The 15,403-nt window shown below is 40.3% G+C and carries 11 protein-coding genes and 1 pseudogene; 3 read left to right on the top strand and 9 right to left on the bottom strand.

The genetic code is table 11. The features are described from left to right. From pyk to U2718_RS18645, 6 genes are all read right to left on the bottom strand, one after another. Window positions 1-1,425: a pyruvate kinase gene (gene pyk, locus U2718_RS18670; protein WP_342000166.1), complete on the bottom strand. Its 1,425-nt coding sequence runs from the start codon at window positions 1,423-1,425 to the stop codon at window positions 1-3. A 23-nt stretch (window positions 1,426-1,448) separates the two neighbouring features. Beyond that, entirely contained in the window at window positions 1,449-2,618 is a 1,170-nt protein-coding gene (locus tag U2718_RS18665) for a transaldolase (RefSeq protein WP_342000164.1), read from the bottom strand. A 28-nt stretch (window positions 2,619-2,646) separates the two neighbouring features. After that, on the bottom strand, window positions 2,647-3,348 hold the full coding sequence (locus U2718_RS18660) for a 2,3-bisphosphoglycerate-dependent phosphoglycerate mutase (RefSeq protein ID WP_342000162.1): 702 nt from the start codon (window positions 3,346-3,348) through the stop codon (window positions 2,647-2,649). An 18-nt stretch (window positions 3,349-3,366) separates the two neighbouring features. Then, entirely contained in the window at window positions 3,367-4,404 is a 1,038-nt protein-coding gene (gene gap, locus U2718_RS18655; protein ID WP_342000160.1) for a type I glyceraldehyde-3-phosphate dehydrogenase, read from the bottom strand. Between the two features lie 28 nt (window positions 4,405-4,432). Continuing rightward, complete coding sequence (gene eno / locus U2718_RS18650; RefSeq protein ID WP_342000158.1) at window positions 4,433-5,710, bottom strand: phosphopyruvate hydratase; 1,278 nt, start codon at window positions 5,708-5,710, stop codon at window positions 4,433-4,435. Between the two features lie 114 nt (window positions 5,711-5,824). Continuing rightward, on the bottom strand, window positions 5,825-6,856 hold the full coding sequence (locus tag U2718_RS18645) for a 2-hydroxyacid dehydrogenase (protein WP_342000156.1): 1,032 nt from the start codon (window positions 6,854-6,856) through the stop codon (window positions 5,825-5,827). A 1,319-nt stretch (window positions 6,857-8,175) separates the two neighbouring features. Between U2718_RS18645 and U2718_RS18640 the strand changes: the two genes are divergently transcribed. The 3 genes from U2718_RS18640 to U2718_RS18630 all read left to right on the top strand — a co-directional run bounded on the left by U2718_RS18640 (window position 8,176) and on the right by U2718_RS18630 (window position 12,452). Continuing rightward, window positions 8,176-8,928, top strand: coding sequence for a response regulator transcription factor (locus tag U2718_RS18640; protein WP_342000155.1), 753 nt, complete (start codon window positions 8,176-8,178; stop codon window positions 8,926-8,928). Window positions 8,929-9,959: 1,031 nt separating this feature from the next. Then, window positions 9,960-10,490: an HMA2 domain-containing protein gene (locus U2718_RS18635; protein WP_342000153.1), complete on the top strand. Its 531-nt coding sequence runs from the start codon at window positions 9,960-9,962 to the stop codon at window positions 10,488-10,490. A 753-nt stretch (window positions 10,491-11,243) separates the two neighbouring features. After that, the gene (locus tag U2718_RS18630) at window positions 11,244-12,452 is read left to right on the top strand and encodes a hypothetical protein (RefSeq protein WP_342000152.1); all 1,209 of its coding nucleotides are present in this window, start codon (window positions 11,244-11,246) and stop codon (window positions 12,450-12,452) included. Window positions 12,453-12,469: 17 nt separating this feature from the next. Here the strand turns inward: U2718_RS18630 and U2718_RS18625 are convergent, their stop codons facing one another. The 3 genes and pseudogenes from U2718_RS18625 to U2718_RS18615 all read right to left on the bottom strand — a co-directional run bounded on the left by U2718_RS18625 (window position 12,470) and on the right by U2718_RS18615 (window position 15,211). Further along, complete coding sequence (locus U2718_RS18625) at window positions 12,470-13,267, bottom strand: ABC transporter ATP-binding protein (RefSeq protein WP_342000150.1); 798 nt, start codon at window positions 13,265-13,267, stop codon at window positions 12,470-12,472. Between the two features lie 75 nt (window positions 13,268-13,342). Next, window positions 13,343-14,191, bottom strand: coding sequence for an ABC transporter permease (locus tag U2718_RS18620; protein ID WP_342000149.1), 849 nt, complete (start codon window positions 14,189-14,191; stop codon window positions 13,343-13,345). Next, window positions 14,188-15,211 (bottom strand): annotated as a pseudogene (locus U2718_RS18615) (ABC transporter substrate-binding protein). Before U2718_RS18615 ends, U2718_RS18620 begins: the two are co-directional and overlap by 4 nt. Window positions 15,212-15,403: the final 192 nt, after the last annotated feature.

Below are 15,403 nucleotides of genomic sequence, written 5' to 3'. Positions count from 1 at the left end.
TTAAGGTTCGATTGTGTGAATCTTGAGAAAATTTGTTCCTTGGGGGTGCTTAGTAGGAATGCCCCCCAGGATCAATATTTTGTCACCCAGTTCAACCCAATCATGCTGTAGCAATATAGCTTGGGCTTGTGCAGTCAATTCTTCAAATGTTTCAACCTCATGTTCTAATAAAATTGGTCGAATTCCCCAAACTAAGTTCAAGCGGTGGTAAATCCTGGAGTTGGGTGTTAAGGCAACAATGGGTAGTTTAGGACGCTCACCCGCGGCTAATAGGGCTGTGTATCCCGAACTGGTGAAAGTAACTATGCAACGCAATGACATGATGTTGACAATCGCATTGAGAGCTTCACTCAGAGCGTGGGTTTCATCCGTTTGTGCTGGTGGATTGTTAACGAATTCTAAATCTGGTTCGATATCCGTAGCAATTCGTACTAGCATATCCACTGCCTGGATGGGAAACTCTCCCACCGCAGATTCTCCCGAAAGCATCACTGCATCAGTGCCATCAATGATGGCATTGGCTACGTCACTAGCTTCGGCACGAGTCGGGCGGGGGTTGTGAGTCATACTTTCGAGCATTTGCGTCGCGGTGATGACTGGAATCCCCTTGCGGTTGCATAGCCGAATAATCCGCTTTTGCAAAAGGGGAACTTTCTCCGGACTCATCTCCACACCCAAGTCGCCTCTTGCCACCATCACTGCGTCACACTCATCAATAATTGCTTCTAAGTTATCGATGGCTTGGGGTTTTTCCAGCTTGGCAACAACAGGTATATCTGCTGCTCCTTTTTGTGCTAACAAATTCTTTAAGGTACGGATATCTTCAGCTCTACGAACAAAACTCAAAGAGATGTAATCTATTCCCTGCGATAAGCCAAAGTCTAAATCTTTTAAGTCTTTTTCAGTTAGAGAAGGTAACTGCAAATTGAGATTAGGAAAATTTACTCCTTTACGGCTTTTGAGAATACCTCCTCGAATAACTCTGCATAGTACAGCATCTGCTTTTACTTCTTCAACCTTAAGTTCTAAAAGCCCATCATCAAGAAGAACTTGATTGCCTGGTTGAGCATCTTCTGCCAAATTAGGGTAGTCAATGGAAATTGTGTTTGGTTGATTCGAGAAGTTGGCTATTGGTACTAGAGTAATCAATTCCCCTTCGGTTAAGGTGAGTACACCATTTGGTAACTGTCCAACTCTAATTTTCGGCCCTTGCAAGTCTTGCAGTAAAGTAACTGGGGTATTCAATTCTTTCTCAAGCGATCGCAACATTGCGATTGTTTTGGCATGATCTTCGTAGCTACCGTGAGAAAAATTTAAGCGAGCTACGTTCATCCCAGCTTGAATCATCTTTGTCAGTACTTCGCGTGTACTGCTTGCTGGGCCTATTGTAGCGACTACTTTTGTGTTACGAGTGAGTGGTTGCATAAGCTTATTACTAACACCGTTTTTTATACCAGATGAAAGGCAGCTCCTAATCCAGCTCCAATTTCTTCTGGTGTAATTTTGCCGTCTTTGTTGACATCGATAGCATCAAATACAGCATCTAATCCCATCCATTCTTCACGGGTAATAAAGCCGTCACCATCTAAGTCGTAAACGCGGAACATTTCTTCTGCGGCGTGATTGAGAACAACTGCACCTTCTAATTGTGCCAGACGTTTGGCTAGTAATTTTTCTAAGGCTACCAATGCTTTAGTAAAACCTTGAATTCCTTCCTCTAGTTTTTCTGATGCCATGCGATCGCTCTTGTGCATCTTGTCAAAAGTTTCTTTATTGATGGCAATTTTCTCAATTGCTGTTGTCTTTGCTTGTGCTGGTTCGAGTTTGCGTTGCAATTGTTGGCTTGTGGATTGCAATTCGCTTAAAAGGGCAGGAGAGATAGTCAGTAAATCGCAACCTGCAAGTTCTATAATTTCGCCAATGTTGCGGAAGCTGGCTCCCATGACTTCTGTTTTGTAGCCGAACTTTTTGTAGTAGTTATAAATTTGGGTAACCGACTGAACTCCTGGATCTTCGGCAGCGCTGTAATCTTTGCCAGTTTCTTTTTTGTACCAATCCAGAATGCGCCCTACAAAGGGCGAGATTAGAGTCACACCTGCTTCGGCAGCGGCGATCGCCTGATGTAGTCCAAATAATAATGTTAAGTTGCAGTGGATGCCTTCTTTTTCTAAAACTTCAGCGGCACGAATACCTTCCCAAGTGGAAGCGATTTTGATCAAGACGCGATCGCGAGAAATTCCCTGTGCTTCGTACTGAGAAATTAGGTAGCGTCCTTTTTCTACGGTTGCGTCAGTGTCGTAAGACAGACGTGCATCTACTTCTGTGGATACGCGCCCTGGTACAATGTCGAGAATGCGCTTGCCAAAGGAAACAGCGAGGCGATCAAATGCCATTGACAGCACATTTTCATTAGTTGCCCCTGCTCCGGCATCAGCTTTTGCCTGTTTGAGGGTTTCGTCTACAATCTCTCGGTATTGAGGCATTTGTGCTGCGGCTGTAATCAGCGAAGGGTTGGTAGTAGCATCTCGTGGTTTAAAAGTTTCAATTGCTTGAATATCGCCAGTGTCTGCAACTACAACTGTGATTTTACGCAGTTGCTCAAGTAGAGTTTTGGACATATTGAATTCCTTCAGAAAAATATTGCTTTCAGTTCAGGATCGTTTTAGAGAGTACTTCACCAGATACATCTATTTCGTAAACGTTTGGTACTCCTGTTTGCAGTTCTAATAGGGGTACTTCTTCAGAAGAAAGATTGTCTAAGTGCATGATAATGGAGCGCAAGGAGTTGCCATGAGCAGCCACCAAGACATTATCACCGTGTTTGAGATGGGGTAAGATGCGATTTTTGAAATAAGGTAATGCTCGATTCATCGTATCCTCTAAGCTTTCCCCACCGGGAGGACGGACTGAAAAAGAACGCCGCCACTGTGTTACCTGAGCTTCGCCGTAATTCTCGGCAGTTTGTACTTTGTTCAATCCTTGCAACTTGCCGTAGTAACGTTCGCCCAAGGCAGGACTGGGGAAGATGGGTAACTCTTCGTCAAATTTGCTCTCATATTTGTTCCAGCCGTGCCAATCTTCATCAGCTAGATCGTGCTGAAAGATAGGTGTTTTGTCGCCGCAAATTTCGCCGCACTCAGTGAGACAGACTACAGCTGTTTCCATTGCGCGGAACAAGGTGCTGGTAAAGCAGACATCAATGTAATAGCCTTTTTCTTTAAGTTTGCAGGAGGCGATCGTGGCTTCTGCCCGCCCCCGCTCGCTTAATGGCACATCCACCCAGCCAGTGAACTTATTAGCAGCATTCCAAAGGCTTTGACCATGCCTTAACAGGATAAGTGTTGCCATAATTTTATCTCCTATAAATTAAGCAGCACGGTTGAGGATGCCATCTTTGTTTGCCATTTCCAGCATCAAATCTATAACTCGACAAGAATAACCCCACTCGTTGTCATACCAAGAAACAACTTTGAAGAAATTTGAATTCAATTCAATGCCTGCCAGTGCATCAAAAATACTGGAACGAGAATCGGTGCGGAAGTCCATTGATACAACTTCTTCTTCAGTGTATCCTAAGATGCCTTTTAGCTCGGTTTCTGCTGCTTGCTTCATCACCGTGCAGATTTCTTGGTAGCTGGTGGCTTTGTTAGTCTTGAAGGTTAAATCCACAACGGAGACATCTGGAGTACCGACGCGGAAAGCCATACCAGTCAGTTTGCCTTTCAATTCTGGCAAGACAAGGGCAACGGCTTTTGCTGCTCCAGTTGAGGAAGGAATAATATTTTGAGAAGCACCCCTGCCACCGCGCCAGTCTTTTTTAGAAGGGCCATCTACTGTGGGTTGGGTTGCTGTCATCGCGTGAACTGTTGTCATCAAGCCTTCGGTAATCTCGAAGTTATCGTGGAGTACCTTGGCAACGGGAGCGAGGCAGTTGGTTGTGCAGCTAGCGTTAGAGACAATCACATCTTTTGCAGGATCGAACTGGTGATGATTGACGCCGACGACAAAAGTCCGTACCCGTTCGGGATCTTTGGTGGGTGCAGAGATTACTACTCGTTTGGCACCGGCTTTGATGTGGTTTTCTGCTCCCTCGTAGGTGGTGAACAGCCCGGTAGATTCTACTACATAATCTGCGCCTACTTTATCCCAAGGTAGTTCGGCGGGGTTCTTGATCGCAAAACAGGGAATAAAATGCCCATCGACTACAATGCCATTTTCTTTTGCCTCTACTGTACCGTGGTACATTCCATGAGTAGAGTCATACTTGAACAGGTAAGCCAAGTTATCTGCTGGCACCAAATCGTTAATACCAACAAACTCCACATTGGGATGGTTGATCCCGGCACGCATCACGAGTCGTCCAATCCTACCAAATCCGTTAATGCCAACTCTTAACGTAGACATGATGAAACCTCCTAATTAATAACTAAAGCTAATTGAATGCTGAATTACCAGCAAATTGAGCTGCCTTACCCAGCTGTCGCTCGATGCGCATTAATTGATTAAATTTGGCAACCCGCTCACTACGAGAACCGGAACCGGTTTTGATCTGTCCGGCATTGGTAGCAACGGCAAGATCGGCGATCGTTGTATCTTCAGATTCACCAGAACGGTGGGAGACAAAACACTTGTAGTGATGCTTCTTGGCTAGTTCAATTGTGTCTAGAGTTTCAGTGATGGTGCCAATCTGATTGAGCTTAATCAAGATAGAATTGGCGATGCCTTTGTCAATTCCTTGGGCAAGAATTTTGGCATTTGTGCAGAATAAGTCATCACCAACCAATTCTACAGTGGAGCCAATAGCCTCGGTCAGCATTTTCCAGCCTTCCCAATCGTTTTCACCCATGCCATCTTCCAGGGAAACGATAGGATACTGACTTGTCCATAACTTCCACAGTTCCACCATTTCTTCTGGAGTTTTGGTGGAGCGATCGGACTTGAAAAACAGGTATTTCCCGTCTTGCCACATCTCACTGGTTGCTGGATCGAGACAGATAGAGATATCTTCACCTGGTTTGTAGCCAGCTTTCTCAATGGCTTCTAAAATGACTTCAATTGCTTCTTCATTAGCTTTTAAATCGGGTGCAAATCCGCCTTCGTCGCCTACACCAGTGCTGTAACCTTTACTCTTCAAAATTGCTCGCAGTGCATGGAAGGTTTCCATGCCCATACGAATTGACTCTACAAATGATGGTGCGTTGTGGGGAGCAATCATGAATTCTTGAAAGTCAATGGTATTGTCGGCGTGTCTGCCACCATTGATGACATTCATACAGGGAACGGGCAAGAGGCTGGCATTGGTACCGCCCAGATAACGGTAGAGTGGTAAATCCAAAGAATTCGCGGCAGCTTTGGCAACGGCGATTGATACAGCCAGAATAGCGTTTGCACCCAGATTGCCTTTATTGTGAGTGCCGTCTAACTCCAGCATTTTGCAATCTATAGCCCGCTGTTCTGTCACTTCCAAGCCTTTGAGGTTGGGAGCAATTTTGCTGTTGACGTTTTCTACCGCCTTTAATACACCCTTGCCGCTGTACCTATTTGTATCATTATCCCGCAGTTCAACTGCTTCTTTTTCACCTGTTGATGCACCGGAGGGAACGATCGCTGTCCCTACTGTGACTTCATCTTCTAAGATAACTGTTGCTTCTACTGTGGGATTGCCGCGTGAGTCTAAGACTTCAGTTGCGATCGCATACAAAATCTCCATTGCGTTTATGCTCCTTATTGATATTTATGAGTTTTTTGACAGATGTGCTGGCTTGTCGCGCACAAAAGCGGAGGTAGAGGTTATCCTCTTAAAGAACAACCCAACACAATTGATTCAAGCAGAAGTTGTGGCGAGAACTGGAGGCTGATAGAAAACCTCATTAGTTAGGGGACGATCTTGCTCAAATTCGGTGAAATTCGAGACTGTTGTGCTAGCAATGTCAGTTAGGGCATTGCGGGTAAAGAATGCTTGATGAGATGTAATCACTACATTTGGGAATGATTGCAGCAGTTGAAAAACATCATCCTGAATGACGCTATCAGATAAATCATCAAAGAATAAGTTATCTTCTTTCTCATAAACATCTATTCCCAGGTAACCAATCTTTCCAGATTTAATGCCGGTAATTGCAGCTTTGGTATCAATCAGCGCTCCTCGGCTCGTGTTGATGAGCATTACTCCAGGCTTCATTTGCTCAATCGCATTTGCGTTAATTAAGTGATGTGTTCCTGGAGTAAGGGGACAGTGTAAGGAAATAATGTCTGCTTTGACAAATAACTCTGATAATTGCACATAGCGAGCATCACCAATCTCTTCAAACTTGGGATTGGGAAATGTATCGTATCCTAATAAATGGCAACCAAATCCACACATGATTTGAGCAAAAATTATGCCAATCTTGCCAGTGCCAATAATTCCAACCGTACAACCATGCAGATCAAATCCCAGCAATCCTTCTAAGGAAAAGTTATCATCTCGAACCCGGTTGTAAGCTCTATAGAGTTTGCGGTTTAGCATTAAGACTAAACCAGCCGCATGTTCAGCCACTGAAAAGGGAGAGTAGGCTGTTACTCGTGCAATTTTAATCCCCAATTCTTTCGCTGTTTTAAGATCCACGTTGTTGAAACCAGTACAGCGTAGTGCTACAAAACGCGTGCCTTGGGCTGCCAGAAGTTTAAGAGTTTCGGCACTAACATCATCATTTACAAATACGCAAACACCCAGACATCCAGTGGCAAGAGAAGTTGTTTTAGGATTAAGCTGGGTGTCAAAAAAAACAAACTCGTGATTCGTCTTGGCAGTGATGTTTGCTGCTTCCAAAAACTCGCGATCGTAGGATTTGGTGCTGAATACTGCTACTTTCATGCAAAACTCCTGACATGAATCTTTAACAAGTGTGTTTGAACTCAGAACTCAATGCTGAATATCGTCGGCTTTTGTTAATAGCTGCTTAATTTCCCTTACTCTAGTGTATTATTCAGTATTTAAATCAATCATTTTCAGATTTTCAGATAGGTGCGGTTTGCTATTAGCTAAGAATACTACTACATTTACTCCTATCTAATAAAAAGGTAGTTTGATTGACAAAAAATACTCTGCTAATTCAGGTGAACGTGCGCTAAAACAATTAAGATAAACGTTGTCAATCACCAAGTAAAGCTTGGAAATAATAATTTTTTAATTGGCACAATCTAAGCATACAACAAGGATTCGCCTCAAGTGTTTAATATATCATTTTTTTATTTAATTCTGTTTTTATATATCGTTTATATCTACCATATAAAAGTTAGTAATTTATTCAGAGATATCTAAGCCAAAATTCCAAAAGTTGACTTTTCATGCATTACAGATTCTATTTACATAGAATTCAATAGATTGCACAAAAATTAATTTGCTTAAAAATTTTAGATAGATAATTATATATTTAAAATTGATATTAAAGTATAACTTTTGGTTAATTTTTTCTTAATTCTATTTGCGCTAGCAACTTAGCTTCTTTTAAGAAAAATATAAAAGCTGCTAATAAAATTCTTAATGTTATAAGTTGATAACACTTAACCTGTAATTAACCTAAAATTAAATAAAAGATATTCTTTTACTCAAACTTTATTTTACAAACAGTTTTAGATTTTAAGCTAGTACATTGTTAATAATAGAGAGGTTTGAGTTCAAATATTTCATCAATATATCTTGATTATTTGTCACCAAGCTAGACTATAGTTTTTCCTGTATCCTTTGTTAGGTTTACTATATTGGGCGCAAGTGCGATCGCATTCCATGTCTGTTACCTAACTCGCCGTTTTAGAAGAGAGATTAGTCACAAGAAACTGGGAAAGATTTTCTCCTTGTCTTCTCCTCTTCCTTAGGGCTAGAAAAGGTACCTTTATAATTTCCTTATAAATGTCTTATTTTTTAATTCTAAATTACTTAAAAAGCCAAACTTAGTATTCATCCGCTTAACGCCCATTTAAATGGTGGGCTTTTTCTTTGGAAATTTGTAGTCAAGTACCAAAAGCACTACTTGTAAGCAATGACCTATGTTTTTATAGATGTCTTATTTCTTGATTCTATACTTCAATTTTAGTAGATGGTAGTTATGGAAATTTATAGATGCATTGAAATTAGTATAGTTGGCTCAATCACTGAGATTAATACAAGTATAGTCCCAAACTTTGGTGATATAAATGTACGGTCATGAGTTTACCAAGGATTTCGGTATAGCTAATATCGGGCAAACTAGTTGTATTTTGATTGTAGAAGATGAAGAAATAATCCAGGAAATGCTAGCTATAGCATTGCAAGAGCAGGGTTATAAAGTGGTAACTGTTGCTAATGGGCAGTCTGCTGTAGAATATATTGAGAGTTTTGAACAGGACACAGAAGGGTTTTGCTGTGACTTAATTATTCTTGATCTGATGCTACCTGGTATTAATGGATTAGATATTTGCCGTTTACTACGTTATCAGGGAAACCCAGTACCGATTTTAATCCTTAGTGCTAAAAGTAGTGAACCTGAACGTATTCTGGGGTTGGAAATGGGAGCAGATGACTACCTGAGTAAACCCTTTAGTATGCGTGAATTGGTGGCTCGGTGTCGAGCTTTACTCCGCCGCCAACGCATAAGTTCTTCACCCCAAACAGCAATATTCAAGTTCAGGGAAATCATCTTGAATACTCAAGAGTACTGTGTATTAGTTCGTGGTCAACAAGTGAATCTGTCACCTAAAGAGTACCGCCTGCTAGAGTTGTTCATGAGTTCTTCCCAGCGAGTATGGTCGCGTGAGCAATTACTCGATAGAATCTGGGGACTGGATTATGTCGGGGATAGTAAAACTGTAGATGTTCACATCCGTTGGTTGCGCGAAAAATTAGAGCTTGATCCTAGTAATCCTGAATATCTTGTGACTGTGAGGGGTTTTGGCTATCGGTTTGGTTGATACTCCCCTGAGTTAAATCAGGGATTAATAGAGTAAATGAAGAATTTCAAACAAATAAAAAACCCAATTGTATACAACACATTTAACTGAATTTAATAGTAATTTAATCTAATTAAATCAAAGCTTTTTTCCTATTTCTAATTTCTATTAACTGTACCAGAAACAAATAGGAAGTAGTAAAGATATAAAAATAATTTCTAAGAATATGTTTTTTATTTGTAAAAGTAGTAAAATAAGAGTAATTTAAAATATAAACAATATTTACGCACGAGTTATGGAATAATAAACCGCAGAAAATGCAGATTAAATGAAGGAAAGAGGATTTTAGAGGAATTTTGTGTAAGTCCTAATATAAGGTAGATACTAAATTTAGTAGATGTAAAATTCTTTTACTAACAAAGCCGAAAATATTTCTCTTAAAAGAAAAAAACACTACTTCAACTCAAGTGGGCTGCTGTTAAGTTAACTAAGAGTGGCACAATAAGTTTAGAAGTCAAAAATAAAAAGCTTGTAAGTAATTAATTAAGAATAGCATTTCCAGCTACATCCATGATTTTTGTAAATATAGTAAGTCTGCTGATTTTAATATTCCTTCGGTAGGATAACTAACTTTAAAATACGCCCTGATGCAAATTTACTTGGTACTAGATTCATCAATCTGGTACCAATTTTATTCGGCTGATTGTGCTTTATGCATACTTAGTTTTTGAATGTTTTGTTAAGAGTGGCTATAACAAAGTTACACCCATTTCCTAGCCTCAAATATCACTCTCATACTTCTTACCATACTAGTTGCTACAATCTTCGCAAGGTACTGGCTTCTTACCTGGGTGTAGTAACCTTATAGTGGCATTATTCTTTAAGTGAGTCCCAAAACAATTCATTACTAAAGCTAAAAATTGCAGTAAGCTGAGGAGGGAAGGTGGTTACTACTGGTAAGTATTCTTAGGTTCTTTGTTATCCTTGCAAGCTCATAATGTTGGCAAAACTTCCCTGTTAGACTAACAATACTCTATTTTGGAGAAAAATATATGAAGGAATTATCACCAGATAACTCATTCACACCGATATATTTACAGGTTGTTAGTAATACACCGGGTCGAGTTAGGTTAAGATTTTATCAGCAACATCTACAAGCAATTGAACAGATTGCTAGATCCATAGCAGTCTTTTTTCCCCAAGTTGATAGAGTTAAAACCAATTCTCAAGCAGGTACTATCACAATATACTACTCTGGTAGGATTGTTAATTTTGAGGATGTTCAGAATAAGTTACAGGCTTTAGGCATTGTTCTTACCGATGCCCTCATCGAAAAACCACAGTTACCAAGGAAGTTAACTTCAGTTCTGTCTAGCTTAAGTGAACAAGTCAAACAGACAACAAAAGAAACAATGGATTTGCGTGTACTTGTGCTCTATGCTGCTGTTGTGATCGCGCTTAGGCGAGTACTTCCTCAAGCAGCACGCTGGAAGACAACAGCGTTGTATCTTTTACTTTGGTATGTTTTGGAGAGCTTGGTTAAACTGAGCGATAAAAAGGAATCGTCGCTAAACAATCAATAATCATCTCTAAAAACTAATTTTAATCTTTTTGATAACAAGTTTATAACAAGGCTTTTAATCTTTCTGTCTTGAAAATAGGGAACGAGAAACAGGGAATAGAAAAAGAAATATTTTTATTTCCTCGTTGTGTGATTTAATCACATGGGCATCTGACTTGACTTTCTCCTAAAAAATAGTGACAAAATCAAATTATATTCTGCTTCATCATAGCTCTAGTAATAGTGGATTAATTTCATGCCAATTTACGCACATATCCAGAAATTATCGAGCTCATAGCTCTATGATTACTACGTTGAGTTAGTATCGGCATACAAACAGTCTAATAATTGTTCTAGGCAGAATTTCCTAAATAGCTGCGTGTAAACTAATAAATATCTGTATTGACGTAGTAAATAATCCAATTGCTCATTCCAGCACCCACCAAGATTGCCCAGAAGCGATCGCTACCGAAATTTAACCTCCTTGGCTTCAACCGATGATGCTGTGTGAATATAGCTATTTTCCAGATTTACCAGCTTGAAAGTTTTAGTAAAGTAATAAACGCTTCAATTGTTAAGTAATTTTGATCTGGCATTTTGTTCTTTTCTCCTAGCTCAGAATGTAGTAAAAATTGTCTATTGCTTTTTGGAGAAACAACAAGTGTTTGAGCAAATTTACAAACTATTAGCTCTACACTGGAATACGGATAGTAAGTGCTTTAATTAGAATTTGGTTCATAATCAGTGTTTAATGTAAAAAGTTTATGGAGGTTCAATGCAGCACCTCAGCGAGTTATTAAATATTGAGGACTCAAAATTAGCTTGGGTACTGCGCTTGGGTTTGTGCGGGCTAAGAACGCAATTACAAGAAGCACTCAAACAATCCACAACAGATCCAGGCAGTAATATTTGTCAGGAAGTGTTGCAAGAGTTGGATGAAATTTTGCAATCAAAAATAGAAAAAGAGACAAACACGGGGAAAGAAGAGGACAAGGAGACACGGGAACAAGGGGACGCGGGGAATGTTTTTGATAGATTCTCTGCATCTTCAGAGCCTCAAAATACCTCATGGGAGGATGTGTTTGAGCCAGTTCTCTCTGAGGTGACTGGCGAGCTCCAACTCAAACACATGAGTGATGCTTTGCTTGCCGATAAAGAACTGTCACATTATATTGGTGAGTACCAATTTCATGGCAGTAATGATGCCGATTTGTGGGATGAAATGCAACGCTTGCTGCTACGAGTTCCGGAAAAGGTTGCTCACTTAAGACGAGAACGGCTCTTGACAGAAGTAACTCAATTAGGTGCTTGCGAAGATAAAATTTCTCTGCAACAGCTGGCTTTTTGTCGTCATGAATATATCTACTCTGGTTTGAAAGGTAATATTAGAGCGAATGGATTGTGTTTATCAGATAAAATTAACTTCGATCCGCGGTTAACACTTCAAACACGAGGTACAGAGTTAGATATCTTAGCGGGCGTTGTCACTATATGTCTTAAATTTACCGAGATAGATACGAGTTTACACCATGCCCTCAAAAGCGTGGATCGCTTTGGTGTAAGGTCTTTAAATTTAGAATCAGAAAGACTTAAGTATACTACAGCACTCATAGACAGATTCCACCGTGTCCTTGGTACTGTCAATGCCGATCCAATTACAGCTCTACGTGCCAAGCTCGATTTAGACGAAGCTATTCACTCTTTAGTGTACTTACCAACCTGCGATCGCTTTTCTTGGTGGGGCAAGCTGCAACAAGAGGCACGGCGCACTCTGGATGGAGCAGTTGAAAAAGCCCGTGAAAATGGTTACCAAGTACAGATCCGCCCGTTGTGGGGAATTTATGCCGATGTTTACGCTTTCTCAAAAGATGATTTACAGCTAGATACTGGCGGCGTGCCGGGAGAAGTATCTGCTTGTTTACGAGTTTATGCCAAAATCAACGATGAAATCCTACCGGGGCGTGTGCTTTTTCGTTCTTCTTAAAACAATCTGTAATTCTTTCAGATCGCTAAAGGTAAATCCTCCAGGCTGCTGCCGACTTTGTACCCATCTTCGCACAGTAGTTTCATCACTTTGTCTTTGTATTGTTGAAATACAGGATGACGTTTGATTTGAGGATGAGATTCGCTGGGCAGTTGAATTTGTAATTCCTGCTTCACGGTACCCGGTCGTGAGCTTAACACATATATGCGCTGAGATAGAAAAATTGCTTCCTCAACATCGTGAGTAATCATAAAAATTGTGGTGTTGGTGCTGCGCCAAATTTCTAGCAGAAATTGCTGCATAACTTCTTTTGTCTGCACATCCAACGCGCCAAAGGGTTCATCCATGAGTAAAATTTTGGGTTGTGATGCTAAAGCACGAGCGATCGCCACCCTCTGCTTCATGCCACCAGAAAGTTCCTTTGGTAGCGCTTTCGCAAACCCCGACAAACCAACTACTTCTAGATAATAAGCTGTTTGTTGTCGCCGTCTTTGTTTTGGTACACCTTGTAGCTTTAAACCAAATTCGACGTTTTCTGCAACACTCATCCAGGGATAAAGAGTGTAGCTTTGAAATACCATACCGCGATCTGGCCCCGGCCCTGTCACCTGCATTCCATCAACTAAAATCTCTCCCGCTGTTGGAGTATCCAATCCGGCAATTAATCGCAGTAAAGTTGATTTACCAGAACCACTTGCCCCTACCGCACAGACAAACTCTCCCTCTTCTATATGCAAGTTAATATTTTTCAGCGCAGTCAAAGAACCGCGTCTAGTATTAAATTGCTTGTGGAGTTGATTAACTTCTAAATGCATATCAAATTCCTAAACAAAATTAATTACAAATTTTCTATGTTCCTGTTCCCTGGTAAGAGTTCTCTGTTCCCTTGCCTAATCCCTAGCCCATTTACAAGCAACGCGCAGTAACAATCGAAACAAAAGGTCAATTGTTAAGCCAATTAAACCAATCACAATCAAGCCTGCAAAAATTTCATCGGTTTTAAGATATCTTTGAGCGACGCTAATTCTCCGCCCTAAACCTTCTGTCGCCGCCACTAATTCTGAAACTATAACTAAGTTCCAAGATGCTGCCATATTGACGCGGCAGGCATCAATAATATTGGGCAGAATAAATGGAAAAATGACTTGCAGTAAAACTTGTTTTCTTTCCCCACCCAAAGTATAAGTAGTTTCTAGTAATTCCTTGGGAACAAACTTGACTGCATCCATTACCATTAAGGTATTAAAAAATAGCGTGCCGATAAAAATCAGCATAATTTTGGGAGTTTCCCCCAGTCCAAAATATAAAATTAGTAGGGGAATAAAAGCTGGGGCTGGCATATACCGGACAATACCGATAATTGGCTCTAATAATGCTCGAATGCTGGCAAATGTTCCCATTAAAGTTCCCAAAGGAATGGAAATAATTGCTGCTAGTAAAAACCCAGCAATAACACGAAACAAACTAAAGAAAATATCTTTTTGTAAATCTCCAGTTCCCAAAAGTCTTTGGAATGCATCCCAAACTTGAGTGGGAGTTGGCAGAAACAAAGATGGAATTAACCCGGTATTAGAAATAATCCACCATAAAAGGATAGGAACAGCTATGGACAAAAACATTAAAGTCCAAGCCAATTTTTTAGGAATATCCTCAGCAATGCGCCAAAAGACAGTTTGTGATAACATTTTCTGAGGTTGCCTAGAGTTCATGACTTGCAAATCTTCAGCGTATTGGTTCATGATTTCTGTTTTGCAGCGTAGGCTTTGACAAAGCGATCGTCAAAGATTTGATTAAGATTAGGCGCTTGTTTAATCAAACCAGTTTCACCCAGAAATTTGCTAATTTCTCCAGCAGCATAACTCAAGGATGTCATGTTGTTACCAGGACTAAATGCTTGCAAATTCTCCTGTAAAGAAAATATTTTAGTGCCTGCGTCGTAATCCTTATATTCTGCAACCGAAACCCCAGCCCTTTTCGCCATAATTTCGTAAGCTTTTTCTGGATTTGCTTTCATAAAATCCAAAGTAGCAAACCAAGTATTCACTAAAGATTGCACATCTTGCGGACGCTCATTAATTAGTTGACGAGTAACAACTAAATGGTCGGGAATTGCACCAGGAAAGTCTTTAGAACTAAATAATTCTTTGCTACCAGGACGTGATAAAGCTCTTGTAGTAAAAGGTGCAAAAACTCCAACGGCATCAACTTGCCCAGCAACAAAAGCCGCTGCTGCTGCACCTGTTTCTAACGGTTGAAATTGAATATCAGCTTGAGTTAAACCAGCTTTTCTCAAGCCTAGTAATAAAAGAAAATGGTCAACAGTTCCTTCTTCAGCAGCAACTTTTTTACCTTTTAAATCAGCAATACTATTAATCCCTTCTCGGACAATAATTTTGTCGTTTCCAGTTGAATTATCGTTGACTAAAACGATAACTTGATCTGAACCTGCGGCGACTGACTGAGCTAATTGTATCATTCAAGGTTTGAGTATTTGCATTTAGTTGCCCTGCTCTGAGAGCATTAATGGAATCTAAGTAGCCATCAAACCACTTCAAATCTACATTAACTTTGTTTGCTGCAAATAACTTTTGTTCTTGAGCTACTTGCCAAGGAAACCAACCCGGCCAAGCACTAAAACCTAGTTGAATTGCTGTAGAGTTGTTAGATGTGGAGGTTTGCCGAGATGGAGTACAACTGACAGCAATAATAAAACTGAGTAAAAAGATTGTGAATAGAGATAGTAAATTGCGAATTCTCATTTTACCTCACTACTGACTTGTGCATTGATGGAGGTATTGATTATGTTGGTTCAACCAGGTTTATATAGCAATCCCAAATCATTCATGAAACTCTTTCTTCCTTTTTTCTTCGTGTACTTTGCGTCCTACCCTGCGGGAAGTCGTACCTACCCTACCCTGCGGGAACCCCTTTCGGGGAACGGGAACAGCTTC

This window comes from Chlorogloeopsis sp. ULAP02, from assembly GCF_038404745.2.
In the GTDB taxonomy this organism is placed as follows: Bacteria; Cyanobacteriota; Cyanobacteriia; order Cyanobacteriales; family Nostocaceae; genus Chlorogloeopsis.
This window is presented reverse-complemented; position numbering and strand designations above follow the sequence as displayed.